This is a genomic window from Candidatus Baltobacteraceae bacterium (assembly GCA_035502855.1).
GTDB lineage: Bacteria > Vulcanimicrobiota > Vulcanimicrobiia > Vulcanimicrobiales > Vulcanimicrobiaceae > Aquilonibacter.
Genome location: DATJTX010000031.1, coordinates 253,613 through 280,142, shown reverse-complemented (window position 1 = coordinate 280,142; position 26,530 = coordinate 253,613). Strand labels below are relative to the sequence as shown.

Sequence of the window (26,530 nt, the reverse complement as noted above, 5' to 3'; positions counted from 1 at the left end):
GCTTGTGCTCGATGCCGGCGCAGACGACGTCGTTGCGTTCGCCCAGCGCGCCGTTGTCGTTCACCAGCACTTTGGGCACGATGAAGAGCGAAATGCCCTTCACGCCTTCGGGAGCGTCGGGAAGACGCGCCAGGACGAGGTGAACGATGTTCTCGGCCATGTCGTGCTCGCCGAAGGTGATGAAGATCTTCTCACCGGTGAGCAGATAGTGATCGCCGCTCGGGACCGCTTTGGTGCGCACTTGCGCGAGATCCGAACCGGCCTGCGGCTCGGTCAGGTTCATCGTGCCCGTCCACTTGCCCGAGACGAGATTCGGAATCCACTTCTGCTTCTGCTCGTGCGAGCCGACCAGCTCGATCGCTTCGATCGCGCCCTGATTGAGCAGCGGACCGTTAGCAAAACCGATGTTCGACGCATTCCACATCTCGAGCGTCGGACCGAGCAAGAGCGAGGGCAAGCCTTGACCGCCGTATTCGCCGGGAACCGGAAGACCGATCCAACCTGCGTCGGCAAACTTTTTGTACGCTTCCTTGAAGCCTTTGGGCGTCGTGACCTCACCGTTGTTCCAGGTGCAGCCCTCTTTGTCGGCGACACGATTGAGCGGATCGAGCACACCGCTGGCAAACGATCCGGCTTCCTCGAGAATCGACTCCCACACATCGGTCGTATCCTCGAATCCGGGAAGCTTCGCGACCTCATCGACGCCTGCGAGCTCGCGCAGTACGAATTGCATGTCGCGTAGTGGGGCTTGGTAGGTGCTCATGCTCGTCGTGTTCTCCTCCGCCGATTTAGGCGGCGCTGACGTTGTAGAGTTCGTTGCGTAAGCGGGCGATCGAGCCCGCGAGTGTGTCGAGGTACGGTAGCATGCCCGACTTGATGCGTTCGAGTCGCGCACGGCCGGCGTCGGTAATGCGGTAGTAGCGGCGCGAGCGTTTGGTGGGGTGTTCCCACTCCCCGACGATGAATCCGCGATCCTCCAAGCGCCGCAACAGCGGATAGATCGTGTTCGTATTCACCGCCAGAAGCCCGGCGCAAAGGGTTTCGATCCGGGCCATCAGGCCGGACCCGTGGTCGGGTTGGTCGGCAAGCAAGTGCAGGACCAGGACGGGAAAGACCGTCTTCGATTTGATAGGCCCTCGGAGGACCTCTTCGGCATGGCCGGGCTGGTTGCGATTCATGATAGATAGGATATTATTAAATCTAATATCCTACGAAAGTGTCAAGACCCCGCCCGGAGGGGGCGCGAGCCGTCAGAGCTTGCGGTTCAGATAGAACCGGTGGGAGACGCGGATACCGCCTTCCGCGATCCGTACGATCCCGTAGGAGTAGAGCGGATTGAAGCGCTTATCGGTCGGCGACCCGGGATTGAAAAGCACGATGCCCTCCCGCCGCTCACGGTAGGGTATGTGCGAGTGACCGAAGAGGATCAGATCGACCCGGTCGCCGGCGAACGTGTTGAAGGCACGGTCGGCGGTCGTGCGGCCGTGTCCCGCGTGTCCGTGGACGACACCGATGCGCCGCCCGCATGTTTCGATGATGCCGCGCTCGCCCAGAAGCTGGTGCAGCGCCTTGCCGTCGTTGTTGCCGGCCACCGCGAAGACCGGCGCGATCTCTTCGAGCAAATCGATCGCCAGCTGCTCGACCAGATCGCCGCAGTGGACGATCGCTTCGACGCCGGCCTTGGTGAGACCGCGAACGAGCGCCGACGGCAGCGCTCGCCCGAAGCGCGGGAGATGCGTGTCCGAGACAACGCCGAGAATCATTGCCGAGGCGTCACGCCGTGAGCGCGGTCGTCTGCAAGAAGAGCGCGTACCAATGGTAACGCTGCAGCAACTCGTCGTGCGCCACGCTCGTGGTCAGAACGAACGTCGCCTCGCGGGTCTGCAGCGGTGATAGCGTCATGGCGGCGGCGTTGAGCACCTGAAACGGGGACTTCCCTTGCAGCAGCGACATCAGCTCCGTATTTCCCAATGCGGTATCATCCGTGAACAGGCTGAGGAGATGCCGGTTCGCAGCGCTCGCCGCCCACGCCGCGACGGCATCGAAATACCCGTAGGCCGAATCGAACAGGAGCACATCGCTGACGTGTGCGTTCAAGCCGCCGCGCGTGAGCACGCCGCCGAGGCCGCCGTAGCCGCCGCTGTGCGACGAGAGCACGATCCTTCCGATCCCGTCGCTGCCGGTCACGCCTCGATCGCGAAGAAAGCGTACGACGTCGGACATGAATCGCGCGAAACCGTTCGGGTCGAGTTCGAGCTTGCCGTCCCCGGAATCGGGCGCGTCCTTCGGGCCTTGCGGTACCACCAGCACCGCGTTGCGCCCACTCTCCTCGAGCTGCTCGCGCAGCTCGTAGCGCCGAAAGACCTCGGTCACGTGATTGTTCCAACCGTGGAAGTGCACGACGAAATCGGTGCCCGCGCTCGGGCGAAACTTCGCCGGAACGTAAATGCCGACCGTCGAGTCGCTGTAGTGCTCGGATGCGCTGTAGAATTTACCGTCGTACTCGTGCCCGTTCGCACGGCTGGGGTGAGGAAACGGCGCGCTGGGCAGCTGCGGCAAAAACGTCTTTCCCGGCAGCGGTGGTTCGGGCGTCGGACTCGCCGAAGCCGCGGGCGCCGAATCCGCCGGAGCGATAACCGCGCAGAATTCTAGTCCGGCGGCGAGAAGAAACGTGCGGCGATCGAACGGCTTGCCCATGACGTGCTCATCTCGGTCATATCGCGTTGATCCTTCAGCAATGCCCGCGTGCAACACTCTGCCTTCATGGGAGACTGTTTTAGCCTTGCCCGGGCACTCGTTGTGCCCAATCGTCCAACCGGGGCGAGCGCGATCGCCGCGACGCTCGAGCGTTTCGGCGGCGGCGCCCTACGTTACGCGCTCGAACGCGGGACGCGCGTCGCGCCGCTGCATCGCGGTGAGTATTATCGCGAAGCCTCGCCCGCCCTCGCGCGCCTCGGGATCGACGTCGACGAATGGCCGGCGCCGCCCGCCGGACTCTTCGTCGTCGAGGAACGCACGGTGTATCTGCGCTCGCGCAGCGCGATGACGGTCGCGCACGAGTTCGGTCACGCGCTCGACTGCGCGCTCGGCGACGGCATCTATCGCTCCGGCACCGACCCCGAATTGCGCCGGCTCTTCGTCGCGGCTCACACGTTCGTCACACCCTACGCCGCAACCGGGATCGACGAGTATTTTGCCGAGGGACTGCGTGCGTTCGTGGAGGCGAATGATCCCGCGTCGCATTGGCCGCGCGCTACGAGAGCGCGACTTGCGGCGATCGATCCGCAGATGTTCGCGTATGTGGAGCAACTGTTCCGCACCGAGTTTTCGCAAGCCGCCTGACCTATGATATGCTGGGAGAAGAAATGAGTGTCCAGGCCCTTGAAGCTCGCATGGGCGGGCTGGAAGCGCGAATGTCCCACATCGAAGGCGCCTTCGATCAAGTTGACAAGCGCCTCGGCTCGATCGATCGTCGCCTCGATGGGTTCGAACAGCGCTTCTTTCAGATCGATAGCCGTTTCGCGCAAATCGACCAGCGGTTCAATTGGGTGATCGGCACGATCGTCGGCACCTGGATCACGACGATACTCGCTATTCTGTTTCATCGCTGAACTCGTGTGCTACACGGCCGCACGGCCGCCGTCGACCGGCAGCACGACGCCGTGCACGAAGCTCGCGCCGCTCGATGCCAAGTAGACGATCGCGTCGGCAATTTCTTCCGGCGTGCCCGGGTGACCGGCCGGCGCCATCGCCGCGAGTTGCGCGACACCGTCGCCCATCGCGGCGGTTCCTTCGGTTCTCGTCGGCCCGGGGCTGACGGCGTTCACGCGAACGCCCTTCGGTCCGAATTCCGCCGCCCACGCTTTCGTGAGCAGATTGAGCGCCGCTTTGCTCGATCCGTACAACGCCATCCCGGCTTGGCCGAAGTCTCCGACCATCGAGCTCACGTTGACGATCGCACCCGCGCCGCGCTCCGCCATCTGCGGCGCAAGTTCCGCGACGAGCAGAAACGGCGCTTTGACGTTTGTTGCGTAGACGCGATCGAACGTCTCTTCCGTCATTTCTTGCGTCGGCCCGAACGGGAAGATGCCGGCGTTGTTGACCAGGATATCGACGCGGCCGGCAGCAGCGATGGCCGCGCGAGCAAGCTCGCGCACCGAGCTGCCGTCGCTCAGATCGGCCTTGAGAAACTGGGCTTCGCCGCCGGCAGCCCGGATCGCGGCCGCGACCTCCTGCCCCCGCTTCTCGTCGCGGCCGGAGACCAGCACGCGCGCTCCCCGGCGAGCCAGCGCCACCGCCGTCGCCTTCCCGATTCCGCTGGTGGATCCGGTTACCAAGGCCGTGCTTCCGGCCAGATCGCGTTCGAATTGCATAGCAGGAGTGTCCCTCGTCAGAATTGGAGTGTTCGGTCCAATTTACAGGAGGAAAATTGGATTGTCAAGTCCAAAATTTCGGCCGTGCTGCTATCCTCCGGCGCGAACGGCCGCAAGCTTACCCGCAAAGGGCAGGGTACGCGCGACCGGATCGTGGCGGCAGCCGCGGCGTTGATTCAGGAGCGCGGCGTTGCCGGGACGAGCACGGAGGACGTGCGCGAGGCCGCGGGCGTGAGCTCATCGCAGTTGTATCACTACTTTCGCGACAAGATGAGCCTGGTGCGCGCGGTGATCGCGTATTTGACCGATGCGGTTCTCGGCGCGCAGGCCGATTTCTTGGGCGATCTCGATAGCATCGCCGCGTTACGGCAATGGCGCGATCTGCTCGTGCGTATTCAGCGCGGATTGCACTGCGAGGGCGGTTGTCCGCTGGGCACGCTCGCATCGCAGCTCGCCGAAACGGCACCCACCGCGCGCTTGGACCTCGAGCTTGCTTTTGCCTGGTGGGAAGAGGGAATTGGAAGCGGATTGCGCGCGATGCACGATCGCGGTGAATTACGCCGTGACGTCGATCCGGCGAAATTGGCGACGGCGCTGCTCGGTGCGGTCCAGGGAGGATTGATTCTCACGCAGGTGCGGCGCGACACGGCGCCGCTCGAGGCCAGCGTCGACACGATGCTCGATTACATCGAATCGCTGACGCGCTGATGCTCGTCGTTTCCAGCGCGGCCGCTCTCGGGTACGGTGCCTTGCGCGCGTTTGAGGAATCCGCCGGTTGGACGGCTTTCGGACCACCCGAGATCGCGGATCCGCGCGGCGTCCGGCGGCGAGCCGACGACCCGTATCTTCTCGTCAACGATCCGATCGCCGGCGTTTGGCTGCTGGACTTCGATGGAGCCGTACTCGCGCAGATCGCGCTTCCGGCTGGGCTCGATCCCGGAGGAGGAGCCTTTGCGCCCGACGGCACGTATTACGTCGGATCACGAGCCCAGCGTTCGATCGAACGAGTCGATTTGACGGCGCGGCGCTACGCCGGACGCGCGCTCGCGCTCGAGGGCATTGCGTTTCCGCGCGGCTTCGCCGTTCTCGAGGACGGCGGCTTCGTCGTCGCGAGCGGGACGCATCCGGTGCGCGGAGGCGGACGCCGGGCCCTCTTTCGCTACGACCGCGACGGCAAGATCGAAAGCGATGCCTTCGTCGACGATCGCCTTTTGGACCCGCTCGACCTTGCCGTCCGCGACGGCTCGATCTACGTGACGAGCGAGGCTCCGTTCGGCGCCGAGGACGCCGTCGTGTCACTGCGCCGCTACGACGCGCGAACCGGTGCGGCGGCCGGCGCGTGGTCTGCGCAGGACACACCCGTCTTCGGTAAACTGCGCAAGCCGCGCGGAATCACGTTTGCGCAGGACGGCACACTTTTGCTGTGCGCCCAGAACGGCGTCGTGGCCGTCGACGTCGCCACCTTCGGCCGAGCGCGGTTCGTTGCCGAAGACGATCGCCTCGCCGGCCAATCGCTGGCGCTTACTCGGGCAATTCTTTGAACGACTGCTTGACGCGGTATTCACTCATCGGGTAGCGCGCGCGCAGCTGCGCCCACTGCGCCGGCAGCTCGTCGCTCTCGTGATCGCGGCGATAGCGCGTCACGCCGAGATAGTACTGCGCTTCGGGAGCCGCGTAACTCGTCGAATAGCGGCGCAGCACGTCGACGTAGCAGCGCTCCGCGTCGTCGAAACGCTTCAGACGCAGAAACGCCAGACCGATCGCGCACTGCACCCGCGGCACGAACTCGAACGGCGGCAAGAAGCCGTCCCAGCGATACAGCTCGTATCCGTCGCTATGAATGATGCGGATATCGGGCGTCCAGATATGGTGAATCGTGTGGAGAAAGGCATTGTTCTTCGCGTCCGAGTTGTCGATCTGCACCGGGATCGCGTGTGCGGCAATGGTCTCTTTGACCAGGTCGAGCGGATACGTCACGGTATCCAGCGCTTGGCACCCTCCTCAACCGGGGTTGAAAATATCCAGGAAGATGAACTTGTGCTCGGTCCTGGCGCGTTCGAGCATCGCCGCGTAATCATGCTGCCAGAAAACTGACGGTTGTGTTTCCATGGCATGAGCCTATCATAGAACGGCGTAGAAGGACGCGGTATGTCTCAGTCTCTACCGGTGGTCTTCTTCGCGATTTGGGAGTAGGTGCGCGAGCGGCTAAGGTACGGCGAATACGCGCATCGAACGCCCCGGCTACATGAGGATCGGCAAGGACGCCCCCGTCGGCGCGCTCGTTCTGGTCAACGTCTACTGGCTTCCCCTCTCGCTCCAAGAAGCGGCGCTGCTGGCAATCGCGATTCCGGCGGCGATGCTGCGCCTCGCGCCTGCGAACCACGTCGCGGCGTACGCGATCCTGGCGAGCCTCATCTCGCTGGTGAACGTCTTTCTTCCCTGGCCGATCGGCGCGCTCTCGGACCGCTTGCGCGGTGACGGCACGCCGCGCCAGGCTTTGGCGCTGCTCGGAGCCGCGCTCAACGTCGCGGGCTTGGTTCTCGCAGCGAGCGCATCGTCGATCGGCACGTTCTACGAAACGATCATCCTTGCCACGGTCGGTCAGACGGTCAGTACGACCGCGTATCAAGCCATGCTGCCGGACGCGGTCGCGCGCGCGCAGTGGGGCGTCGCCTCCGGCATTCGCGGCGCCGCGACGTTGGTGGGCACGGTTCTCGGCCTCACGCTCGGGGGACTTGCTTCGCCGAAACTGGCCTTCCTGATTTGCGCCGGTCTAGTCGCATTCGGTGCGATCAGCCTGCGCGGGCTCGTGCCGCGCGAGCAAGACGCCGACGACCGGGCGCACATTCGCGACTGGCACGACTTCATCGTCGTGTTCATCGCACGCGCGTCGATCGTCTTCGGGCTCTCGCTGCTCGCAACGTTCGTCCTCTACTTCTTCCGCGACGTGCTGCACGCGACCGACCCCTCGCGCGGAACCGGCATCACCGGCATCGCCGCGCTGGCCGGCGCGGCCCTCGCCAGCATCGCGCTCGGCGTTCTTTCGGATCGTATCCGCCCGTATCGCAAGATCATCGTCGCGCTCAGCGGCATTCCGATGACGATCGCTGCCGTCGGGTACGCGATCGAGCCGCACGACGCGTCGATCTTTCTCTTTGCGCTGCTCTTCGGCGTCGGATACGGCGGCGTGCTCTCGAACGGGTGGGCGCTCGCGCTCGATTCGATGCCCGCGATGCGCGACGTCGCTCGCGATCTGGGGATTTGGGGCATGGCCACACACGTGCCCTCGATCATTGCTCCGCTCGTCGGCGGCGCCATGATTCGTTATTTCAACGGTTCCTTCAACGGCTATCGTGCGCTCTTTGCGCTCGCCGCGCTCGCGTTCGCCGTCGGCTCGTCATCCGTGCTCGCCGTACGCGGCAATCACAGTGAAACGTAGGAGTCGCAGCGAAATCCGCGCGGTCGCGCCGTTGTACCTGCAGCCGCTGCGCTGGCTGGCCGTCGTATGCGTCTACGTCTATCACCGGATCGCGTATCGCATCGTACGCTGGGGTACGCTGCCGCGCGAACGCGGCCCGAGTCTGATCGTCGCCAATCACCAGCACGAGATCGAGTCGCCGGTGGTCGTTGCGGAATTGGCCTTGCAGTCGCTCGCGTGGCGCGACCCGATCTTCACCGTGTCCTCGCGCCGGATGTGGGAGCCGGGTTTCTTCGCCGAACGCGTTCCCTGGCTGCGGGTCTTGCGCGGCAGCAACCTCGGCTGGCTCTTCGGATCGATCGGCATGCAGCCGATCGAAAACGAACTGCAGGCGCGCCCGTACGCCGGCATCGCCTTTATGCTCACCGGTTTGTACGGCGACCTTCCGCTCGAACAAATCCTGAACCCGCGTGCACTCGCGCAGTTGCCGCCCGGCGTCGCGCGCATCAGCGACGTGCTCGATCCGCGCAACTTCGTCTTCGCACGCTCGTACCTGCGGATCATCGATCTGCTCGAACCGTACCGCCAGGCCGTGCTGCGCGCGACGCGCGAACAGCTCGATGCCGACATCGCCCACTTCGAAGACCTGGTACGCGACGGCGCGACGATCTTTCTCACCCCGGAGGGCTTCTACAGCGGCGACGGCAAGATGCGCCCGCTGCGCGGTATCCTCGCGCGCTTGGCGCCGCTGGCGACGATCTGGCTGGTCGGGATCAGTTACGATCCCTACGTGCGCCGGCGTTTGAGCCTGCTCTATCGCGTCTTTCCCGCACGCGCCGGCGTCGCCATCGACGCGCAACTGAAAGCCGGCCGCCCGGTCACGACGAGCGCGCTGCTGTGCACCTGGCTCTTCGAACGAGACGGAGAATTCGCCCCGGCCGACGCGATCGCCGGCGTCGAGCGTCTGCTGCGCGAGCTACCGCAGACGGCCTTCGTCGCGCCCGAGCTGCGCCGCGATCCGGAACGGGCGGTACGCGACGCGCTTGACGGGCTGCGGCGCTACGGTCGCAAACACCCCGAATTTCCGCGCACCGACGACATGATCGCGTATCAGTTCAATTTTCACGCGGAGACGCTCGAAGGACTACGCGCCCTGCGCTAACGCTGCCGCAACGATGTGCGCCGCCACGTCCGCGCAGCGCGGCGCGACGCGCGCGAGCCAAAGCGCTTGGCCCCAGTTCTTCGGCCGCAGCATCGCGCGCGCCGGGTACAGCCAATCCGGCGAAAGCTCTCGCTTCGGCGTATCGAGGATCACGCGGACCGCCGCAATCGCGCTCGCCGGAATCGCGGCCGTTTCCATATCGACGGCGGCAAAGCCGCGCGATGCCCACGGCGCCCGCGCGCTGCCGGTGATCAGCGTTTCGCTGGTGAGCAGCGGCGCATCGACGTACGCATAGCCCAGACGCGCTGCCGCCGCACGTAAACGAGCGGTCCACATCGCATCACACGCGATGCTCCGTCCCGCGGTCGTCGCAACCACGGACGGAATCAGGATCGTACCGGTTGCAAGATCGTCGCGTACGCCGCCCGCAAGACCGCAGCTGACGGCGAGCCCGCGAAACGATGCCCGACCTACATTCGCAAGCCCGACGCCGGCTTCCACCACGCGAGCGCCGGCCGCCCGGCGGCGGACCGCACGTGTTTCCAATCCGGTCGCCGTAACAACCGTCGGCGGCTCATGCTGCGTATCCATGCTCTCGATACCACGCGACGGCACGCGCGAGCGCATCGCGAACCGGGCGCAGCGATACGCCGAGCGCCTGCTGCGCGGCCGAAGAATCCGCGTACATCCGCGTGCGCGAAAGCCGCACGCCTTCGAGCGGAACGAACGGCTCGGCGCGCGTGAGGCGGCAGCGCACCTCGTCGAACCACCCGGCCGCAAACATGAGCGCAACCGGGGCGCGCCAACGCGGAGCGCTGCGGCCGGTGAGTTGCGCCAGCAGATCCCAGAGGGCATCGAACGAAAGATCTTCGCCGCCGACCACGTAGCGTTCGCCGGCAGTCCCGCGTTGCAGCGCCGCGACGTGCGCTTGCGCGACCTGCTCGACGTCCACGACGTTCATTCCGCCGCTCGCAGGCGGACGGGCGATCATCCTGCCGCGCATGAAATCGACGATCATCCGGCCCGTCGGCGTTGGCTTCCAATCGCCGGGGCCAACCGGCGCGGTCGGCAAGACCGCCACGGTCGGAACGCGCCCGGCAAAGGCGGCGCGCTCTTGCAACACTTTCGATCGATGATAGGAAGCGGCGCGCAATGCGTTGGGCTCGCTTTCGTGACCGAGCGTTGCCGAGCTCGAGGTCAGCACGGCGCGTTCGACACCGGCGATGTGCGCGGCCGCGAAGAGGCCCTCGGTGCCCGCGACGTTCACGCGATAGATTCGTTCGCGATCGCTTGGTGCAAACGAGTAGTGCGCGGCGGTGTGGACGAGATAGCGGCATCCTTCCAGCGAACGCGCGACGGCGCCGGGTTCGCTCAGGTCACCGCGAACCGTCTCACATTCACCCTCGACGGCGAGCGGGGCGCGAGCGAGCGCCCGTACCTCATAGCCGGCGCCGATCAGTGCGCGCAAGACGTGCGCACCGACGAACCCGGACGCGCCGGTGAGAAAGACGAGATCGCGGCTACCGGCTGCCAAGGGCTGCGCGAATCGATTCCTTGACCGAGCCGGTGGTGCGAATCACGGCCGTCGGCTCGTAGCCGCAGTGCGCCATGCAGTTGTTGCAGCTGGGGTGCTTGCCGCGACCGTACTTCTCCCAATCGGTCTCTTCGATCAATTCCTTGTACGTTTTCGCGTACGGCGCGTCACTCATCAAGTAACAGGGGCGCTGCCAACCGAAAACCGTGTAACAGGGAATGCCCCACGGCGTGCACTCGAAATCGACCTTGCCTTCGAGGAAATCGAGATAGAGCGGGCTGTGGTTGAGCCGCCATTCCTTGCGCTTCTCGCCGGCGAACGCCTCGCGGAAAATCTCGCGCGTACGCTCGACGCCGAGGAAACCTTCCTGGTCCGGCGCTTTCTCGTAGGCGTAACCCGGTGAGATCTGCATCATGTCGACTTTGAGATCGTTGTTGAGATAGTCGAGTACGGCCCGGATCGACGCCGCGTCGTCACGATTGAAGAACGTCGTATTGGTGATGACCTTGAAACCCTTCGCCTTCGCCGTCTTGATCGCCGATATCGCTTTCTCGAACACGCCGTCGCGGCAGACCGAAGCGTCGTGGCCCTCTTCGAGCCCGTCGAGATGGATCATCCACGCGAAATACGGTGACGGCTTGAACTGATCGATCTTCTTCTCGAGCAATAGCGCGTTGGTGCACAGGAAGACGAATTTCTTGCGCGCGAGCAGTTCGCTGACGATCTGCGGCATCTGATCGTGGATCAGCGGCTCGCCCCCTGCGATCGAGACGCACGGCGCCCCGCACTCTTCCACCGCTGCAAGACATTCCTCGACGCTCAGGCGCTTGCGCAAAATGTCGGTGGGGTGCTGGATCTTGCCGCAGCCCGCGCACGCGAGGTTGCATTGCAGGAGCGGTTCGAGCTCGAGGACGAGCGGATACTTCTTCTCGCCTCGCAGCTTCTTACCGAAGATGTAACGCCCGACCGTCAGTTTCTCGTGTAACGAACTCAACGCTTTCTCGCTTTTCGGTTGCCAACGCCATCATGGGGAAGACGTGGCGATAAAGATGGTAGTTCAGGTAGAAGTCTCGTGGAAACCCCGTTCCCGTAAAATGACGCTCTTCCCAGGTTCCCTCGGGGGTCTGGGTCTCCTTGAGATAGGTCAGGCCGCGGCGCGCGGCCGGGTGGTCGCCACGTTTGGCGACCTGGAGCGCGTTGACCGCCCAGGCGGTCTGCGAGGGCGTGCTGGTGCCTACACCGGCGAACGATTCGTCGACGTAGGAATGGCAGCTCTCACCCCAGCCGCCGTCACCGTTCTGCTTGGAAATCAGCCAGGCGGCAGCGCGTTCGATCATATCTGCGCCTTCTCCCAGCATGCCCAGTGCCGATATCGCGCACCAGGTTCCGTAGATGAAGTTGACGCCCCAGCGTCCCCACCACGACCCGTCGGCCCGCTGCGTCGCGCGCAAATAGGCGACGCCGTTTGCGACGTCGGGATCGCGCGTGTCGCAACCGAGCGCCGCGAGCATCTCCACGACGTGCGCGGTCACGTCTTCGGTCGGCGGATCGATCAACGCACCGAAGTCGGCGAAGGGCATGCGATAGAGCAGCTCGCGGGTATTGTCGCGGTCGAACGCGCCCCAGGCGCCGTTTCGCGAGCGCATCGCGCGCGTCCATGCGGTACCGGTCTGCACCGCCTCGCGCACGTTCCGCGGATCGCCGGCTTCGTGCAGCGCCAAGACGACCACCGCGGTGTCGTCGATATCCGGATACGCGTCGTTGTCGAACTCGAACGCCCAACCGTTGCCGTCGCGAAAGTCGCAGCGCACGCGCCAGTCGCCCGGCGCGCCGGCGGGAATCTGCTCGTCGAGTAGCCAGCGCACCGCGCGGCGTATCACCGGATGATCGGGCGTAAAGCCGGCGAGCGCGAGCGCGCGCAACACCCAGGCCGTGTCCCACACCGGCGACATGCAGGCTTGGACACGCCATCCGTGCGCCTGGTCCGCGATGATGAAACGGTCGAACCCGCGCAGTCCCTTGCGCATCACCGGATGATCGAGTGCGTACCCCATCAAGTCCAGCGCGATCAACGAATAGACCCAGGGTGGTTGAATGCCGCCCCAACTTCCGTCGGCTTCCTGACGCTCGACGATCCAGCGCGTCATCGCGCGCATCGCCGCGCCTCGTATCGGATTGGAACCGAAGCGATCGTAGATTTTCAGCGCTCCGTCGAGCCACCACATCCATCCCGATCCCGGAACGCGATGCAGATCCGGTTCGGTTCGCGGGTCGATCACTTCGCGCACGTCGACGCCGAGCGGCCGAACCGGCCGCTTCGAGACCACGATCGTGAGCGGCGCAACCGTGCCGCGCGCCCAGCACGAGAAGTCGTACACGTTGAAGGGCATCCAGCGCGGAAAGAAGATCATCTCCGGCGGCAGCGACGGAATGCCGTCCCACGGATACACGCCGAAGAGCGCGAGCCAGATCTTGGTGAAGACGCGCGCCCGTGCAAGCCCCCCCATCCGGCGAATCACGCCGAGCGCGCGCTGCATCTGCGGGCGGGCCGGATCGAATCCGATCGCCTTCAGCGCGACATACGCTTCGATCGTCGTGCTGAGATCGGCCGGCCCGTCGTAGTAGAGCGCCCACGACCCGTCCTCGCGCTGGCAATCGAGCATGTGCGCGATCGCGCCGTCACGGAACGGCGCGAGATCGATGCCGAGAAACCGGTAGAGCAGCACCTGCTCCGCCGTCATCGTGACGTTGGTCTCGAGCTCACCGGTCCACCAACCCTGCCCGGATTGCCGTTCGAGCAGCCAGTCGATACTGCGTTCGAGCGCGTCGCTCATAAGGAACCCACTATTGCCTCCGCTGCGAGCGTTCCGCTGCGCACGGCCGATTCCATCGTGTCCGGCCAGCCGGTATCGGTCCACGAGCCAGCGATCGCAACCCGCGGATGAGCCGTGCGCTGCAGCGTTCGCGCCGTGCCGGGGCGCGGCAGATACGTCGCCTCGGGATTGCGCGTTGCCGCGGCGCGCAGCACCGATCCGCCCCGCAGCTTCGGAATGAACGCCGAGAGCTCGGTCCACACCAGGCGTTCGAGCTGCGCGGTCGGAACGGTGAGCACGTCGCCGGCGACGCTGATGCTGCAGCACACGTAACCCGCGTCCTTCTCGAACACCCATTGCAGCGGCGAGTCGAGCACCGCGGCAAAATCGAAACCCAGCGCCCCTCGATCGTGCCACACGTGCACGTCGACGATCGGATACGGATCGTACGTCTCGAGGGCGCGCACGCCGAACCGCTCGGGTGATCCCAGCAGCTTCGCGGTCGTACGCGGCGAGACCGCGAGCACGACCGCGTCGAAGCGTTCGCGCCGTCCCTCCGGCAACTGCAGGTCGACGCCGTCGTCTTCCACGTCGAGCGCCAACACGCCGGTCGAAAGATGAACCGCGCCGATACGCGCCGCCGCCGCTGCCGCGACGTGTGCGAGCGGAACCGTTGCGAAACCGAAGCGCGCCGCGGACGAATCGCGCAGAAAAGCGGTCGAGATCACGAAGAGCGCGTCGGCCGCGCTGACGCGTTCGAACGACGCGTTGAGAGCGGGGACGAAGAACGGATCCCAGAACGCGCGGCGCGTGGCGGGGTTCTGACCGTTGCGCTCGAGCCACGCGTCAAACGTGAGGTCCGGCGCAGGACGCGGGCCCAGCGCCGCTCCCGCAAACGCGCGTGCGACGCGAAGGCGGCCGCCGACGTCGAGATGACCGTAGCCGGCGAAGGAAGCCAGGAGATGCAAGGGCGCGGGCAGCGGCGCCGCGCGCAGCCGGCTCGTCGTGCCGTCGCGCGCCAACACCAGCGCTTCGAAGCGCGGCTGCTCCCGTAACGCGTCGCGCATCCCAACGCGCTCGACGAAAGCGATGAAACGCTCGCAGCAGTGAAGGAACACGTGCTGACCGTTGTCGATCTCGCGGCCGTCGATCTCAAACGAGGTTGCGCGGCCGCCGAGAAGCCGCGTGCGTTCGAACACCTCGACCTCGAAACCCCGCTCCCGCAATTCGAGCCCGGCCGCCAATCCCGCGAGCCCCGCCCCGACGATCGCGACGCGCTTCGGGTTCACACCCCCAGCCACGCGCGCACCATCGCGGCGATCTTCTCGGTCTTGGTGAGACCGGCTCGGCGATGCAAGGGCAGCGCGGGCTCCCGCTCGATCTTCTCGAGAATACGCTCGTAGATGCCGGCCATCGTCCGCACGCACGCCGCCGGACGCCGGTTGATGTAATCGAGCACCTCGTAACCGCGCGCGAAATACTCACGCGCGCGCGCCGACTCGAAAGCGATCAGCGCATCCCATCCTTCTCGTCCTTCGAGGCTCGCGCTGCGCGCGAGTTCCTCAGGATGACGCAGCCGGTCCTCGCTGATACCGAAACGCCTCAAGTCCTCGAGCGGGAGATAGATGCGCCCGAGGCCGAGATCCTCACGCACGTCACGCAAAATATTCGTGAGCTGCAGCGCGACCCCCAGGTCGTCGGCGCGCTCGAGCGCCGCGTCGTCCTCGAAACCGAAGATCCGAACGCACATCCGTCCGACCACCGAGGCGACCAGATTGCAATAGACGCGCAATTCCTCCCAGCTCGCGTACCGCGTCTTCGTTCCGTCCATCTCGACGCCGTCGATCAACATCTGGAGCTCGCGTTCGGGAATCGCGAACCGGCGCACGGCGCCCGCCAGCACCTGCATTACCGGATCGTCGTCGTATTCACCGCGTACGCACTTCGCAACGCGTTCGCGCTGACGCTGCAAGCGGCCCGGCAGATCGGGCGCGTGCGCGGTAGAATCGGCTTCGTCGTCGACTTGCCGGGCGAAATCGTACAGCGCGTAGATGGCGTTGCGCTGATCGCGCGGAAGTGAAATGAATCCCCAATAAAAATTCTTCGCTTCACGCCGCGCCATGTCGCGACAAAAGCGCTCTGCATCGTCGAGTTCAAGCACCGCTGACCGCCCGCAGAAGAATGACCGCACGCTCGCCGCCGCCGACGGTCGGCCGCTGCGCGTCGGTACCGTATCCGAGCCGTTCGATCGCAGAGCAGATTGCGAGCCCGCCCATTCGATAGAGCCGAAGCTGCAAACGCAACGCGAGGGGAACCATCCCCTCGAGCGTACGTCCCGAATCGAGCAGCCGGCGCGCGCGTTCGACCAGAGCGCGCACAGCACCCTTCGTTCCATAGGCGGCGATGTCTTCGGCCGGCAGGTATCGCCGGCCGATCTCCGCGTCGCGCTTGACGTCCTGCGCGTGATTGGCGAGTTGCAATCCGATGCACACATCATCCGACAACCCGTGTGCGCGCGCGTCGGTTACACCGAAGATCGAGAGGACCATGCGTCCCACCGGTGCAGCCGAAAGGCGGCAATAAGCGTCGAGTTGTTCCCATGTTTCGTAGACCGGCGCGCGCTGATCGAGGCGATTGGCCTCGATCAGGTCGAAAAAGGGCTGAGCGGGAATCGATCGGCGCACGATGGTTTCGCGCAGGGCGATCAGCACCGGATGGGCCGGCATCCGGCCGCCGAACGATGCGTGCAGCTCGCCGCGCCAACGCTCGAGCGCATCGAGTGCTTCTTCTCTCGATCCGCTCTCGTCGCCGAAATCATCAGTCGTTCGACAGAACGCGTAGATGCGCGCCAGGTCGAGGCGCCGGTCTGCGCCGACGAGCGGAGACGCAACCAGAAAATTTTCGTAGTGGCGCCTTGTGAGCTCGCGGCAGTACGCGTCCGCGGCCGCCAGCGTAACCGGATTCATACCGGCACCAGTTTGTCGGTCGATCGCAGTTCCCGGATCGAACGCAGCCCGAGCGAAAACATCGCGGCACGCAAGACCTCGACGATTTCGCGTGCGAGATCGGCGGCCTCGTCGGGGCCTTCGGCCGCCGCGCGCAGAAACGGCCCGGCGATGCCGGCAAGGTCGGCGCCGAGCGCGATCGCCTTGGCCGCGTCGATGCCGCTACGTACGCCGCCGCTCGCGATGATCAATTCATCGGGCGCGACCGCGCGCGCGTCACGAACGCAATCCGCGGTTGGAATTCCCCACGACGCGAACTCGCCGGCAACCCGTGCTCGCCACGCTTCCGGAATCCGGTGACGTTCGACTTCACTCCACGACGTGCCGCCCGCACCGGCCACGTCGACACCGGCGACGCCTGCCGCGAAGAGCGCGTGCACGACGCCGGCGCTCAATCCCCAGCCGACTTCCTTGACCAGTACGGGAGCGTCCACTTCCGCACAAAGCGCACCGATTCGTGCGAGCAGACCGCGAAAATCGGTATCACCGTCCGGCTGGAGCGCTTCCTGCAGCGGGTTCAAATGGAGCACGAGCGCGTCGGCGCCGACGAGTTCGATCATCCGCCGGCATTCGCGCGGTCCGTATCCTTTGTTCAACTGCACGGCGCCGAGGTTCGCAAAGAGCAGCACGTCCGGGGCGAGAGCGCGTACATCGAAGCTCTCGATCGTTTCCGGATGTTCGATGAGCACGCGTCCCGAGCCCAAACCCATCGCCAAGCCGAATTCTTGCGCGACGGCCGCCAACGTCCGGTTGACGAGAGCCGCCTGAGGCGTGCCGCCGGTCATGCACGAAATAAGGATGGGCGCCCGCAACGTGCGTCCGAAATGCGTTACGCTCGGATCGACCTCGGCCAACGCGATTTCCGGCAGTGCGCAGTGCACGAAACGATAGCGCTCGAAGCCGGTGCCGACACCTTTGGAGCGTACGTCGTTCTCGATATTGATGCGAAGATGCTCGGCCTTTCTCGACGCGGTTCCGTCACCCGAGCGGCCGCCACGTTCAGTTTCCTGCTGCAAGGCCGTATGCAATCTCCCTGAATTCCGACTGGTAGGGTGCACGAAGCGGGGAGCGCTCGACGAGCTCCACGGCTTTGCGCGCGTATCGCTGCGCGAGCGGGCTCGATTTCCCGCGCGCCTGACTTGCCAGTTGTACCACGATTCCGAGCAGCCTACCCGCGCGCTCGAGCGAACCACTCAATTCCGGTGACGCCTCGGCCATGCGCGCACCCACGCGCAGGCTGAGCGAGAGCGTGACGACCTGCGTTCCGTCGTGGGCGACGCGCATCCGGCGACGGCGGTGCCCTCGAGCCGAGCGAACGAGACGGTCGCGCCGCTCGACGCCGAGTAACACGGCATTCGCGACCATGATGCCGGCATCCAGCGTACGCTCGTCGCCGTGCACCGCATCTCGCCCCAACAATTCCAGGCACATCGCGTGAAACGCGTCGCCTGCATTCAGTGTTTGCGCGAGACCCCAGATCGAAGAGGTGGTCTTCGGCTCGGGCAAAACGGTCGGCGGCAATTGCAACTCGTCGTGGAGAGCGCAGAACCGCTGAAAGCACTCGACGGAAGCCGCGAGCGGCAGTGCGCTGCGCGTGTCCCCGCCGCACGCGTCGCAAGCCCAGAGCACCAGGCTCGCGCCGAGCGGATCCGCATACCCGAACGAGTGACGCATGATTCGTTCGAACATGTCGCTGAACTGCACGTCCGCACCGTTCAGGTACTCCAGCGCGAGCGCCCCTCGCTCACGCAGAAGAGGCAAAATCAAATCGAGTCTCCCCATCGTTCGCGCGAAGGAACGTTGCGTTCGCTCCGGTACACTATACCCCTCCAATGGCTAAGCAGCTCATCATTTCCGCGGATGATTACGGTCTTTCGACCGAAGTCAACGAGGCGGTCGAGCGCGCACATCGCGACGGGGTTCTGCAGGCAGCGAGCCTGATGGTGGCGGCCCCCGCCACACAGGATGCGATCCGGCGGGCGCGCGCTCTTCCGACGCTGCGCATCGGCTTGCACGTGGTTTTGGTGAACGGCAGGCCCCTGCTGCCGCCCGAGCGCGTCGCACCACTCGTCGACGGCAACGGAAATTTTCTCTCCGGCCTCGCGGCCGCCGGAATACGATTTTTCCTGCACCCGGACGCGCGGGCAGCGCTGAAAGCGGAGATCCGCGCGCAGTTCGAGGCCTTCGCACGCAGCGGTCTCGCGCTCGATCACGTCAACGCGCAGAATCACATGCACGTACACCCGACCGTGCTCGGCATCATCATCGCGGTTGGGCGCGAGTACGGCATGCGGGCGGTACGCGTCCCCTACGAGCCCGGCGACGCCGCGTTCCTGCGTCCCTGGCTCATGCTGATGCGCGCGCGCCTACGGCGCGCGCAAATTGCTACGAACGACGCGGTATTCGGTATTCGTGATTCCGGTCACATGACGCGCAGGCGGGTGCTGGAACTACTCGACGAGCTCACACCCGGTGTTTCCGAAATGTACTTCCATCCGGCGACGGGACCATGGAGCGGCATCGACTCGCAGATTGCCGGTTACGATTTTGCCGGAGAGCTGGACGCGCTCACGAGCCCCGAGGTTCGCACGAAAATCGTTGCCGCCGGAATCGAAACGCTCGCCTATTCGGATTTGACCGCGTGATCGTCGTCATCGTCGCGGGAGCCGCATACCTGGTTGCGGCGCTCGTCGCGACCGCCCGTTTCGCGCGCCGCCGCACGCGGCATGCGCCGGCGCAGCCCGGCGTGACCGTACTGAAGCCGATTCACGGACTCGAAGCCGAGCTGTTCGAAAATCTTTGCTCGTTTTGCGATCAAAGCTACCCGCACTTTCAAGTCGTCTTCGGCGTTGCGCGCGCTGACGACCCGGCGATCGAGATCATCCGCCGCGTAATCGAGCATTTTCCCGAAGCGGACCTCACGCTCGCCGTCGGCGAGCGGGCGGCGAGCGGCAATCCCAAAGTCGCCAACGTCGTCAACATGGTCGCGCACGCGAAACACGATCTGCTCTTCGTCGCGGATGCCGACATGCGCGTGGACCGGCACTACGTCGCGTCGGTCGCAGGCGAGTTCACCGACGAGCGCGTCGGCGCCGCGACGTGTCTGTACGGGGCACTCGCACGCGGCGGTGCGGCCTCGACACTCGGCGCGATGCAGCTCAACGATCAATTCGCGCCATCGGTGCTGGTCGCGACATTGACGGCGCCGCCGCGCTATTGCTTTGGGTCGACCATGGCCGTGCGCCGCGCCGCGCTCGACGCGATCGGCGGCTTCGCCGCGCTCGCGCCGTACGTCGCCGACGACTACATGCTGGGCGCTCTGGTCAGCGCGCACGGATATCGCGTCGCCCTTTCGCGCTACGTCGTCTACGACGTCGTCGCCGAGGCGGACTTGAGTTCACTGCTGCACCACGAGCTTCGCTGGGCGCGAACGATCCGTTCGGTCCGGCCGCTCGGATACGCGTTCTCTTTCGTCACCTTTCCGCTGCCGTTCGCGCTGCTCTGGGTCGCGCTGGGTATCACCAATGGCTCCGCGTGGATCGCGCTGGCCGTGATTCTCGCGCTTCGCGTGAGCCTGCACTACGCGGTGCGCCGCGCGCTCGCGCTTCGCGAATCTCTTCCGCCGGCGCTCATTCCGCTGCGCGACTGTCTCGGGCTGGCGGTTTGGGCCGCCGGCCTCTTTGGAAAGACCGTGCGCTGGCGCGGCCGGCGCGTCTCACTGTGAAACGGCGGCGACCTGCGCCGAGGTAACGGCGCTCGCTTTATTTCCCCAAGCGGAGCGAACGTAGGTGATCACCGCCGCGATGTCCGAGTCCGAAAGTTGTTGCCCCCAGGCGGGCATCATGCCGTTGTAGCCGTTTCCGTTCACGTGGATTTCCCCGCTCAACCCAAATTTCACGTCGTGGATGACGGCGATCGGATCGCCGATGACGGTCGGGTTTTGTGCCAGCGGCGGAAACGCGCCGCGCACGCCGCCGCCATTTGTTTGGTGGCAGGTCGAGCAGTTCGCCTGATACACGCTTTGGCCGGGGTTTACCGCCGCCGCCGTCACCGCGGCCGACGCCGCCGGAGCGGCCGAAGACGCCGCATTCCCTCCACCGCTCTTCGCGCATGCCGCGAGGACGGCGACGAACGCCAACGCAGTCAGGGAGGCGTACTTCATTCGTGCTGCGTTAGCGGCACCAGTTGCGCACTCCTCGCCGAGACCAACGCCGTCAGCGCCTCCAGCGAGTGCGCGCGAGGACGCATGAAGATCACTAGCCGTCCGGCGTGCTGCGAACGCTGCACCGCGCGTTCGAGCATGAAACGGATGTAGCTGCGCGCGGTTCGGTCGTCGACGGTTTCGTCACGCTGGACGATCGGAATGCCGGCGCCGGTGAATTCGGCGGCGTCCGCGTCGCCGCGCTCGTCGAAGAAGAGCAATCCGGTTCCGTTGAGCGCTTGGACGAACCGCTCGCTCGTGCGCGACGCGATGCCGTCGAAGTCGCCGAAGCGCGCGCGCAGCCGCGCAAGCTGCGATTGCGACGGAGCGGTCCCGACATGCAAGAGCACGACGTCGCCGGACTCATGCGCCAGGCGCGCGACCTCGACCGCTTCGCCGGCGTTCGGATCGATGTCGAACGCGATGGGAACGTTCAGCCGCATGAATTGCGCGTCGATCGGTGCCGACCCACCGCACAGGCCCACGACGACCGAGAGCGCCGGTTCGAGCCATCGTGCCGTAACCGCAGGCGAACGATCGACGACCACGTCGTCAGCCGAAAAGATATCATCGGCCGCGGAGTCGGAGGGATCGCGCAGCACGGCATGCACGGCCGGAGGAGGCGAAGCTCGGGCCCGCAGTGCCAACGCGGGCGGCGCGGTCGCGCGACCGCTCACGTAGCCGCTGACGATTGCCGTCAGCGCTAACGCGATGACGGCGAGCCAGAAGATTTGAGAACGCACGCGCGCGAACTCATCGCCCACACCAGCGCGACGAGCAGGAAATTGGCGACCAGCGAACTTCCGCCGTACGAGATGAACGGCAAGGTGATCCCGGTGAGTGGAAAGAGACCGATCACGCCGCCGATGATGATGAAGACTTGAAAGCCCAGCGTCGCAGCCATCCCGGTCCCGAGCAATTTGGCATAGAGATCGGGCTGTTCGCTCGCGGTCGCAAAGATGCGCCGCACGAGGACGGCAAAGAGGCCGATCACGGCGAGAGCGCCGATCAACCCGAACTCCTCCGAGAACGCGGCAAACACGTAATCCGTTGCCACGTCGGGGATGAAACCCGGATGGCCGAGATCGAGACCCGTGCCGAACAATCCGCCGGCCGCGAGCGCATAGTAGGCCTGCGAGCTTTGATAACCCGCGCCGAGCGGATCGGAGAACGGATTGCGCCACACCGCGATGCGCGTCTGCACGTACGGATAATGATGGACCGCCCAGATGACGGCCAACGCGAAGATCACCACGCCGCCGATCACGATGTCGATGCGCCGCGTGGCCACGTAGAGCAGCGCGGCGAAGGTCGAGAGCAGCAAGGTCGCCATGCCAAGGTCTCGCTGCAGCACGAGGATCGCCATCGAAGCCCCCCAGCCGATGAAGAGCGGGCCGAGGTAGCGCAAGTTGGCACGAACCGACCACGGCCGCGCGCGCGCGATGACGTCGGCGGTCTCACCCAAATACGCGGCGAGAAAGAACACGATGAACAGCTTGATCAGTTCGACGGGCTCGTACTGAACGGGGCCAAACTTGATCCACAGCCGCGCGCCGTTGACTTCTTGACCGAAGAACAGCAGCAGCACGAAGAGAACCAGCGAGGCGACGACCCAGAGGTATTTGTAGGCCGCGAAACGGCGGAAATGCGTGAACGCCGGCCCGCACGCGATCGCGAGCAGCAGCGAAACGAGCAGCCACCACTGTTGGCGCTGAGCAAGATCCGGCGCCAAGCGCGCGACCAGCAGCAGCCCGAGCCCCGCCAGGACGACGGCGAGCGCCGGCAAGATGTCGTCGCGCCTGCCGTTCGCCGGCTGCAGCAGCACCCACCCGAGCGCAAGGAACGCGAGCGCGGCGAGCAACACGGGCGGTCCAACCGAACCCGGCGGGGCGTAGGCGAGCATCAGGGCGCACGCCGCCAGCGCCGCGAGCATCGGAAGCGCCCGCCGTGCAAGGGTGATCAGCGTGCTACTGCGCCCACGCGGTGAGAAGCGCGAACGCGACCGTCAGCGCGCCCAAGAGCAGCCCAGAGCGCACGCCGATGTTCGCGCGGTACACGACGACCGGCAGCGCCGGCGTGCCGAGTTCCTCGATTGCGCGATCGCTCTCGTCGAAGCGCAAAACCAGCAGATGCTCGTTCTCGCCGGCGCGTTCGACGTGCGCGACCAATGCCTGCCGGTCGATCTCGCCGCGCACGCGGTGCCCGATCAAGATCATCACGTCGCCCGCGTCGAAGGTGACGCTGGAAACCGAGACGTCGAGCGCAGCGCTCGTTCCGAGCGCGCGCCCGAGCAGCTCGTGCGCCGTTCCGCCCAATGAGTCATCGCCGGTCAGCACGCTGATCTCGCCGCGATGCGCGAGATAAGCCGCGGTGCCGCCGGTGTGAATCACACAGGCGTAGCCGCGAACGATGACCGCGATCGTGATCGAGCAGCCCGCGGTGACGTAGTCCGCGTGCGAAGCGCTGCGCGAGAAGAGTTCGCCGTTGACGCGCGCGAGCACGCCCAAGATCGCCGTCGGTGCGGCTTGCACGCGGTCCACGGCGCGGCGAAAGCGTTCCGTGCGCAAGCGGCGTTCGCACTCGGCGCGCAAGCGCTGCAAGGTGGCCGGCCCGGCGGCCACACCGTCGATCGTGCCGAAGCCGCGCGCGACGCCGAAAAGCCACGAGCGCGGCCCCAGCTGCAAGGAGAGCGCGCAGGTACGATCGCCGCGAATCGCTACGTCCATTCTTCCAACCGTTCCACCAGCAGCCTGGTCGTACCCACGTCGATGGCGTCGCCTTCGCGCGTTTCGATCGCGCTGGTCACGCGGCGCCCGTTGATAAAGGTTCCGTTGCTGCTTCCCAGATCGCGCACGTACACCACGCCGTCTTTCGTCTCCAGCCGCGCATGCTTGCGAGAGACCTCAACGTCGGCAAGCACGAGCTGACAGCTGCGATCGCGACCGATCGTCAGCGGGCAGAGTCCTTCGAAGATGCGCTCGCGGCCAAATTCGATGACGCGCAGCATCGCGTTCACCGGCATGAGGTTGCCGATCTCGGCCGCCGAGCCGGCTCGCGGACGCGAGGCGATCAACGCGGCGAAGGCCAGCAACGCGGTGATTTCGAGCGAACCGATGCGCATCTGCGCCGCGAACGTCATCGCTATTCCCAGGCTTCCAGCCGCATCTGCGTGTTCCCGAACGTCAACACGTCACCGGAGACGACGCGCCGCGCGTCGGTGACGCGCTCGCCGTTTACGAACGTGCCGTTGGTCGAGCGAAGATCCTTGACCTCGCCGAAATCACCTTGGATCGTCAGTGTCGCGTGATTGCGCGAGACGCTCGGGTCGACCAAGAAGATATCGCAATCTTCGCTGCGCCCGATCGTCGCCGCTTTGTCGATGAAGTAGACGCCGTACGCCGGCACACCTTTCATCATGCGAAGATGGTAGCGTTTGGGCGGCGTCAGCGCGGGTGCATTGGGAATCGAGATCGTCACGTCGCTCGCCACGGCTACGTCGGCCAAACCCTGGGGGATGCCCTCGCGCGAAACCATCTCTACGTTCGGTCCTCCGTCGAAGAAGTAGACCCCCACGCGCGCCGCCATGTCGCGCAAGAGTTCGCCCCACTCGCGTTCCAAGTACGCCCGATGCTGCGCCAGCCGCGAGAAATCGTCGGGGCTGACGTAAACCAGATAGGATCCCGGAGCGAGCAGATGACCGTCATCACCGCGCGTTCGCCCCTCCATCGTCGTGACGAGCTTGCGCGCGATCTGAGCCGGCTCGAGATCGCTCGGGAAGGTTTTCGCAAACGTGCGCTCGATGAATGCCGCGCATGCCTGCTCGATTCGAGCAAACCAACTCATTTCGTTGTGCGAGTTACCGGCGCTCCAGTCTGGAAACAAAGAACCCGTCGCGGCCGTCCAACCCGGGTGGAACGAGCACGTCGCCCTCTTCCGTAATGAACGGTTCGAACGCCGCAGGAATCAGCCCCCGCTCGAAATTCGCCCGGCTTCGGAACCATTCGACGACCTCGATTGTCTCGCGCGGGTCGGTCGAACACACCGCGTAGACGAGCGCGCCGCCCTCATGGACCGACGGAGCCAGCGCTTCGAGCAAAGCCCGCTGCGTCAAGGCTAGGCGTTCGCCGTCGCCCGGCTGCTTCTTCCAGCGCGCTTCGGGGTGACGTCCTACCAGGCCGATGCCCGAGCAGGGTGCATCGATCAGCACCCGGTCGAAGCGCTGCTGCGGCTCGAGCAGGGGCGCGGTGGCGTCGCCCACGATAACCCCGGCCGCAACGCCGGCCTCCTCCAGCCGGCTTTGCAGAATCTTTGCCTTGCGCGGGTCGCGCTCGATGCACAGTTCCGATCCGTCTCCCCCCATCCGCGCCCCGATCTGCAGCGCCTTGTTGCCGCGGCCGCTGCAGGCGTCGAGAACCGCCTCCTCGGGCTGAGGGTTGAGCACTTCGACCGGCATTGCCGAACTCTCCGACTGCAGCCACCATTCGCCGCGTGCGCGCGCTTCGCGGGTATGGACCGCGGCGGCGTCGCTTTCGATAACGAGCGAATCGGCGACGAACGCCGAGGGAATGGCCGTAATGCCGTCAACCGCGAGACGCTCCTCGAACTGCGCGCGGCTCGTACGCGCGGTGTTGACCGTAACCGCGGCGCGCGCCGGCGCGTTCACCGCCGCACAAACGGCTTCGGTCTGCCCGGCGTAGACCGCGCTCCACTGCCGGACGAGCCAGCTCGGCAGCGAGTAGCGTGTGCCCAGGTACTCTTCCTCGCTGCCGAACAGATCGCGGGTCGGGTCGCGCGGCCGCATCCGCAGAAACGAGCGCAGCACCGCGTTGACCAGGTTGGCGACGCCGCGATGGCCGTGACGCTTGGCGAGGTTGACCCATTCGAAGACGGTCGCGTGCACGTCGGCAAGGGTGTAGACGAACTCGTAGACCGCCAGACGCAGAATTTCGTGAATCGCCGGAGGAAGCGGCGCTTTGCGTTCTCCGACGAACGGCTGCAGATACCAATCGAGTGCGCGCCGCATCTTGATCGCGCCGTATGCCAGTTCGGTCGCGAAGGCGCGATCGCGCGAGTCGAGATTCGCCTTGCGCGCCCGGTAATCGAGCGCTTCCTGTGCACCCCGCTCGGTTCCGCCGCCCGGCGTGATGAAGACGTCGCGTACCGTGTGCAGCGCAACGTCGCGCGCGTTCATGTCCGTTCGCGGTCGCGCCGCGACCGTTCGTAGCTCTCTGCGCTCATGCGCCCGCGGTTCGGCGCGATCAACTCGTCGATCACGACCCGTTCGCGCTCGACGTGCGCACGCAGCACTTTTACGGTTTCGCCGTCGATGAGCGCGCGCGCGCCGGGTGCGGGCGCGAAGGCGCGCACGGTGTTGACGATGCGCTGCGGCGGCCACGACCAGTCGATCTCGAGATCCTCTTTGCGAATCGGGCGGGTGAAGCTCGGCTCGCCGCGCTGCGGCTGTCCTTGCAGCGGACCACGCGCGGCGAGGTCGATCGCGTCGCCCAGCAAGTCGCCGCCGAAAAGCGCGAGGCGATCGTGCAGCGTTCCATAGTCGTCGTCGGGCGCGATCTCCACCTTCTCCTGCAACACGACCGGGCCGGTGTCCATCCCCGCGTCCATCAGCATGATCGTCACGCCCGTGACCGTCTCGCCGGCGAGCAGCGCGCTCTGGATCGGTGTCGCACCGCGGTAGTTCGGCAGCAGCGAGGGATGCACGTTGAGCGCGCCGAGCTTCGGCCGGTCGAGAAGTGCCTGCGGCAAGATCTTTCCATATGACGCAAGCGCGAAAAGATCGAACGATGCGTGGGCGATCTCTTCGAGGAACGCTTTGAGTGAGGCGGGTTCGTAGACGCGCAGCCCGAGTTCGAGTGCCGCGCTCTTGACCGGCGTCGGCTGCAGCCGGTGACCGCGTCCGGCGGGCCGGTCGGGCTGCGTCACCACGCCGGCGAGCTGCGTCTTTGCCGCGGTGACGTGAAGGCTCGGGACCGCGAACGCGCTCGTCCCAAAAAACAGTGAGCGCAA

The 26,530-nt window shown here is 65.6% G+C and carries 31 protein-coding genes; 8 read left to right on the top strand and 23 right to left on the bottom strand.

Annotation, left to right across the window (positions count from 1 at the left end; genetic code table 11):
• From VMF11_13935 to VMF11_13920, 4 genes are all read right to left on the bottom strand, one after another.
• Window positions 1-763 (bottom strand): acyl-CoA dehydrogenase N-terminal domain-containing protein (locus VMF11_13935; GenBank protein HTU71406.1); only part of this gene is annotated, 763 nt, incomplete at its 3' end.
• A gap of 25 nt (window positions 764-788) precedes the next feature.
• Window positions 789-1,178 (bottom strand): PadR family transcriptional regulator, encoded by a 390-nt coding sequence (locus tag VMF11_13930; GenBank protein ID HTU71405.1) that lies wholly within the window; start codon window positions 1,176-1,178, stop codon window positions 789-791.
• 72 nt (window positions 1,179-1,250) lie between these two features.
• On the bottom strand, window positions 1,251-1,763 hold the full coding sequence (locus VMF11_13925) for a metallophosphoesterase (GenBank protein ID HTU71404.1): 513 nt from the start codon (window positions 1,761-1,763) through the stop codon (window positions 1,251-1,253).
• Window positions 1,764-1,773: 10 nt separating this feature from the next.
• Complete coding sequence (locus VMF11_13920) at window positions 1,774-2,697, bottom strand: hypothetical protein (protein HTU71403.1); 924 nt, start codon at window positions 2,695-2,697, stop codon at window positions 1,774-1,776.
• Between the two features lie 48 nt (window positions 2,698-2,745).
• Between VMF11_13920 and VMF11_13915 the strand changes: the two genes are divergently transcribed.
• Together VMF11_13915 and VMF11_13910 are read left to right on the top strand one after the other, a co-directional pair.
• Entirely contained in the window at window positions 2,746-3,342 is a 597-nt protein-coding gene (locus tag VMF11_13915) for a hypothetical protein (GenBank protein HTU71402.1), read from the top strand.
• Window positions 3,343-3,413: 71 nt separating this feature from the next.
• Window positions 3,414-3,611, top strand: coding sequence for a hypothetical protein (locus tag VMF11_13910; protein HTU71401.1), 198 nt, complete (start codon window positions 3,414-3,416; stop codon window positions 3,609-3,611).
• Window positions 3,612-3,620: 9 nt separating this feature from the next.
• Here the strand turns inward: VMF11_13910 and VMF11_13905 are convergent, their stop codons facing one another.
• Window positions 3,621-4,373 carry an SDR family NAD(P)-dependent oxidoreductase gene (locus tag VMF11_13905; protein ID HTU71400.1) on the bottom strand — a complete coding sequence of 251 codons (753 nt, stop codon included), beginning with the start codon at window positions 4,371-4,373 and terminating at the stop codon, window positions 3,621-3,623.
• Window positions 4,374-4,457: 84 nt separating this feature from the next.
• Between VMF11_13905 and VMF11_13900 the strand changes: the two genes are divergently transcribed.
• Window positions 4,458-5,081 (top strand): TetR/AcrR family transcriptional regulator, encoded by a 624-nt coding sequence (locus VMF11_13900; GenBank protein ID HTU71399.1) that lies wholly within the window; start codon window positions 4,458-4,460, stop codon window positions 5,079-5,081.
• Window positions 5,081-5,914: a hypothetical protein gene (locus VMF11_13895; GenBank protein ID HTU71398.1), complete on the top strand. Its 834-nt coding sequence runs from the start codon at window positions 5,081-5,083 to the stop codon at window positions 5,912-5,914. The genes VMF11_13900 and VMF11_13895 overlap by 1 nt, the downstream gene beginning before the upstream one ends.
• On the opposite strand, the gene VMF11_13890 is transcribed toward VMF11_13895, so the two are convergent.
• Window positions 5,895-6,350, bottom strand: a complete 456-nt coding sequence (locus VMF11_13890; GenBank protein HTU71397.1) for a tetratricopeptide repeat protein — start codon at window positions 6,348-6,350, stop codon at window positions 5,895-5,897. The genes VMF11_13895 and VMF11_13890 overlap by 20 nt on opposite strands.
• A gap of 268 nt (window positions 6,351-6,618) precedes the next feature.
• Between VMF11_13890 and VMF11_13885 the strand changes: the two genes are divergently transcribed.
• Together VMF11_13885 and VMF11_13880 are read left to right on the top strand one after the other, a co-directional pair.
• Window positions 6,619-7,812: an MFS transporter gene (locus VMF11_13885; protein ID HTU71396.1), complete on the top strand. Its 1,194-nt coding sequence runs from the start codon at window positions 6,619-6,621 to the stop codon at window positions 7,810-7,812.
• Window positions 7,802-8,953: a hypothetical protein gene (locus VMF11_13880; protein HTU71395.1), complete on the top strand. Its 1,152-nt coding sequence runs from the start codon at window positions 7,802-7,804 to the stop codon at window positions 8,951-8,953. The genes VMF11_13885 and VMF11_13880 overlap by 11 nt, the downstream gene beginning before the upstream one ends.
• Here the strand turns inward: VMF11_13880 and VMF11_13875 are convergent.
• The 9 genes from VMF11_13875 to VMF11_13835 are packed head-to-tail and all read right to left on the bottom strand — an operon-like array spanning window position 8,936 to window position 18,066.
• Window positions 8,936-9,544, bottom strand: coding sequence for a hypothetical protein (locus VMF11_13875; protein HTU71394.1), 609 nt, complete (start codon window positions 9,542-9,544; stop codon window positions 8,936-8,938). The genes VMF11_13880 and VMF11_13875 overlap by 18 nt on opposite strands.
• Window positions 9,528-10,487 carry an NAD-dependent epimerase/dehydratase family protein gene (locus VMF11_13870; protein HTU71393.1) on the bottom strand — a complete coding sequence of 320 codons (960 nt, stop codon included), beginning with the start codon at window positions 10,485-10,487 and terminating at the stop codon, window positions 9,528-9,530. The genes VMF11_13875 and VMF11_13870 overlap by 17 nt, the downstream gene beginning before the upstream one ends.
• On the bottom strand, window positions 10,474-11,481 hold the full coding sequence (hpnH, locus tag VMF11_13865) for an adenosyl-hopene transferase HpnH (protein HTU71392.1): 1,008 nt from the start codon (window positions 11,479-11,481) through the stop codon (window positions 10,474-10,476). Before hpnH ends, VMF11_13870 begins: the two co-directional genes overlap by 14 nt.
• Window positions 11,432-13,321 (bottom strand): squalene--hopene cyclase, encoded by a 1,890-nt coding sequence (shc, locus tag VMF11_13860; protein HTU71391.1) that lies wholly within the window; start codon window positions 13,319-13,321, stop codon window positions 11,432-11,434. The genes hpnH and shc overlap by 50 nt, the downstream gene beginning before the upstream one ends.
• Entirely contained in the window at window positions 13,318-14,589 is a 1,272-nt protein-coding gene (gene hpnE / locus VMF11_13855; GenBank protein ID HTU71390.1) for a hydroxysqualene dehydroxylase HpnE, read from the bottom strand. The genes shc and hpnE overlap by 4 nt, the downstream gene beginning before the upstream one ends.
• The gene (locus VMF11_13850) at window positions 14,586-15,461 is read right to left on the bottom strand and encodes a squalene/phytoene synthase family protein (protein ID HTU71389.1); all 876 of its coding nucleotides are present in this window, start codon (window positions 15,459-15,461) and stop codon (window positions 14,586-14,588) included. Before VMF11_13850 ends, hpnE begins: the two co-directional genes overlap by 4 nt.
• Window positions 15,454-16,266 carry a squalene/phytoene synthase family protein gene (locus tag VMF11_13845; protein HTU71388.1) on the bottom strand — a complete coding sequence of 271 codons (813 nt, stop codon included), beginning with the start codon at window positions 16,264-16,266 and terminating at the stop codon, window positions 15,454-15,456. The genes VMF11_13850 and VMF11_13845 overlap by 8 nt, the downstream gene beginning before the upstream one ends.
• A complete protein-coding gene (gene fni, locus VMF11_13840; protein HTU71387.1) occupies window positions 16,263-17,321 on the bottom strand; it encodes a type 2 isopentenyl-diphosphate Delta-isomerase in 1,059 nt (352 codons plus the stop codon). The genes VMF11_13845 and fni overlap by 4 nt, the downstream gene beginning before the upstream one ends.
• Window positions 17,305-18,066 carry a hypothetical protein gene (locus VMF11_13835; protein ID HTU71386.1) on the bottom strand — a complete coding sequence of 254 codons (762 nt, stop codon included), beginning with the start codon at window positions 18,064-18,066 and terminating at the stop codon, window positions 17,305-17,307. The genes fni and VMF11_13835 overlap by 17 nt, the downstream gene beginning before the upstream one ends.
• Window positions 18,067-18,137: 71 nt before the next feature.
• On the opposite strand from VMF11_13835, the gene hpnK reads away from it, so the two are divergent.
• The gene (gene hpnK / locus VMF11_13830; protein HTU71385.1) at window positions 18,138-18,950 is read left to right on the top strand and encodes a hopanoid biosynthesis-associated protein HpnK; all 813 of its coding nucleotides are present in this window, start codon (window positions 18,138-18,140) and stop codon (window positions 18,948-18,950) included.
• On the top strand, window positions 18,947-20,029 hold the full coding sequence (gene hpnI / locus VMF11_13825) for a bacteriohopanetetrol glucosamine biosynthesis glycosyltransferase HpnI (protein HTU71384.1): 1,083 nt from the start codon (window positions 18,947-18,949) through the stop codon (window positions 20,027-20,029). Before hpnK ends, hpnI begins: the two co-directional genes overlap by 4 nt.
• Here hpnI and VMF11_13820 read toward each other — a convergent pair.
• The 8 genes from VMF11_13820 to fmt are packed head-to-tail and all read right to left on the bottom strand — an operon-like array spanning window position 20,021 to window position 26,530.
• Window positions 20,021-20,467, bottom strand: a complete 447-nt coding sequence (locus VMF11_13820) for a cytochrome c (protein HTU71383.1) — start codon at window positions 20,465-20,467, stop codon at window positions 20,021-20,023. The genes hpnI and VMF11_13820 overlap by 9 nt on opposite strands.
• Complete coding sequence (locus VMF11_13815) at window positions 20,464-21,249, bottom strand: divergent polysaccharide deacetylase family protein (GenBank protein ID HTU71382.1); 786 nt, start codon at window positions 21,247-21,249, stop codon at window positions 20,464-20,466. Before VMF11_13815 ends, VMF11_13820 begins: the two co-directional genes overlap by 4 nt.
• The gene (locus VMF11_13810; protein HTU71381.1) at window positions 21,210-22,439 is read right to left on the bottom strand and encodes an FtsW/RodA/SpoVE family cell cycle protein; all 1,230 of its coding nucleotides are present in this window, start codon (window positions 22,437-22,439) and stop codon (window positions 21,210-21,212) included. The genes VMF11_13815 and VMF11_13810 overlap by 40 nt, the downstream gene beginning before the upstream one ends.
• Window positions 22,440-22,473: 34 nt before the next feature.
• Entirely contained in the window at window positions 22,474-23,232 is a 759-nt protein-coding gene (locus VMF11_13805) for a hypothetical protein (protein HTU71380.1), read from the bottom strand.
• The gene (locus VMF11_13800; protein HTU71379.1) at window positions 23,223-23,645 is read right to left on the bottom strand and encodes an FHA domain-containing protein; all 423 of its coding nucleotides are present in this window, start codon (window positions 23,643-23,645) and stop codon (window positions 23,223-23,225) included. Before VMF11_13800 ends, VMF11_13805 begins: the two co-directional genes overlap by 10 nt.
• Window positions 23,646-23,647: 2 nt before the next feature.
• Window positions 23,648-24,349 (bottom strand): DUF3662 and FHA domain-containing protein, encoded by a 702-nt coding sequence (locus VMF11_13795; protein ID HTU71378.1) that lies wholly within the window; start codon window positions 24,347-24,349, stop codon window positions 23,648-23,650.
• A 13-nt stretch (window positions 24,350-24,362) separates the two neighbouring features.
• Window positions 24,363-25,697 carry a transcription antitermination factor NusB gene (locus VMF11_13790; protein ID HTU71377.1) on the bottom strand — a complete coding sequence of 445 codons (1,335 nt, stop codon included), beginning with the start codon at window positions 25,695-25,697 and terminating at the stop codon, window positions 24,363-24,365.
• A complete protein-coding gene (fmt, locus tag VMF11_13785; protein HTU71376.1) occupies window positions 25,694-26,530 on the bottom strand; it encodes a methionyl-tRNA formyltransferase in 837 nt (278 codons plus the stop codon). Before fmt ends, VMF11_13790 begins: the two co-directional genes overlap by 4 nt.

Bases quoted from the DNA above. Each gene is read 5' to 3' on its own strand.
- shc (HTU71391.1), bottom strand. From the start codon at position 13,321: ATGAGCGACGCGCTCGAACGCAGTATCGACTGGCTGCTCGAACGGCAA.
- VMF11_13885 (HTU71396.1), top strand. From the start codon at position 6,619: ATGAGGATCGGCAAGGACGCCCCCGTCGGCGCGCTCGTTCTGGTCAAC.
- VMF11_13895 (HTU71398.1), top strand. From the start codon at position 5,081: ATGCTCGTCGTTTCCAGCGCGGCCGCTCTCGGGTACGGTGCCTTGCGC.
- VMF11_13920 (HTU71403.1), bottom strand. From the start codon at position 2,697: ATGGGCAAGCCGTTCGATCGCCGCACGTTTCTTCTCGCCGCCGGACTA.
- VMF11_13845 (HTU71388.1), bottom strand. From the start codon at position 16,266: ATGAATCCGGTTACGCTGGCGGCCGCGGACGCGTACTGCCGCGAGCTC.
- VMF11_13875 (HTU71394.1), bottom strand. From the start codon at position 9,544: ATGGATACGCAGCATGAGCCGCCGACGGTTGTTACGGCGACCGGATTG.
- VMF11_13925 (HTU71404.1), bottom strand. From the start codon at position 1,763: ATGATTCTCGGCGTTGTCTCGGACACGCATCTCCCGCGCTTCGGGCGA.
- VMF11_13910 (HTU71401.1), top strand. From the start codon at position 3,414: ATGTCCCACATCGAAGGCGCCTTCGATCAAGTTGACAAGCGCCTCGGC.
- VMF11_13810 (HTU71381.1), bottom strand. From the start codon at position 22,439: ATGCTCGCGGCGCTGGCGGCGTGCGCCCTGATGCTCGCCTACGCCCCG.
- VMF11_13795 (HTU71378.1), bottom strand. From the start codon at position 24,349: ATGAGTTGGTTTGCTCGAATCGAGCAGGCATGCGCGGCATTCATCGAG.
- VMF11_13930 (HTU71405.1), bottom strand. From the start codon at position 1,178: ATGAATCGCAACCAGCCCGGCCATGCCGAAGAGGTCCTCCGAGGGCCT.
- VMF11_13790 (HTU71377.1), bottom strand. From the start codon at position 25,697: ATGAACGCGCGCGACGTTGCGCTGCACACGGTACGCGACGTCTTCATC.
- VMF11_13800 (HTU71379.1), bottom strand. From the start codon at position 23,645: ATGACGTTCGCGGCGCAGATGCGCATCGGTTCGCTCGAAATCACCGCG.
- VMF11_13905 (HTU71400.1), bottom strand. From the start codon at position 4,373: ATGCAATTCGAACGCGATCTGGCCGGAAGCACGGCCTTGGTAACCGGA.
- hpnK (HTU71385.1), top strand. From the start codon at position 18,138: ATGGCTAAGCAGCTCATCATTTCCGCGGATGATTACGGTCTTTCGACC.
- VMF11_13820 (HTU71383.1), bottom strand. From the start codon at position 20,467: ATGAAGTACGCCTCCCTGACTGCGTTGGCGTTCGTCGCCGTCCTCGCG.
- VMF11_13805 (HTU71380.1), bottom strand. From the start codon at position 23,232: ATGGACGTAGCGATTCGCGGCGATCGTACCTGCGCGCTCTCCTTGCAG.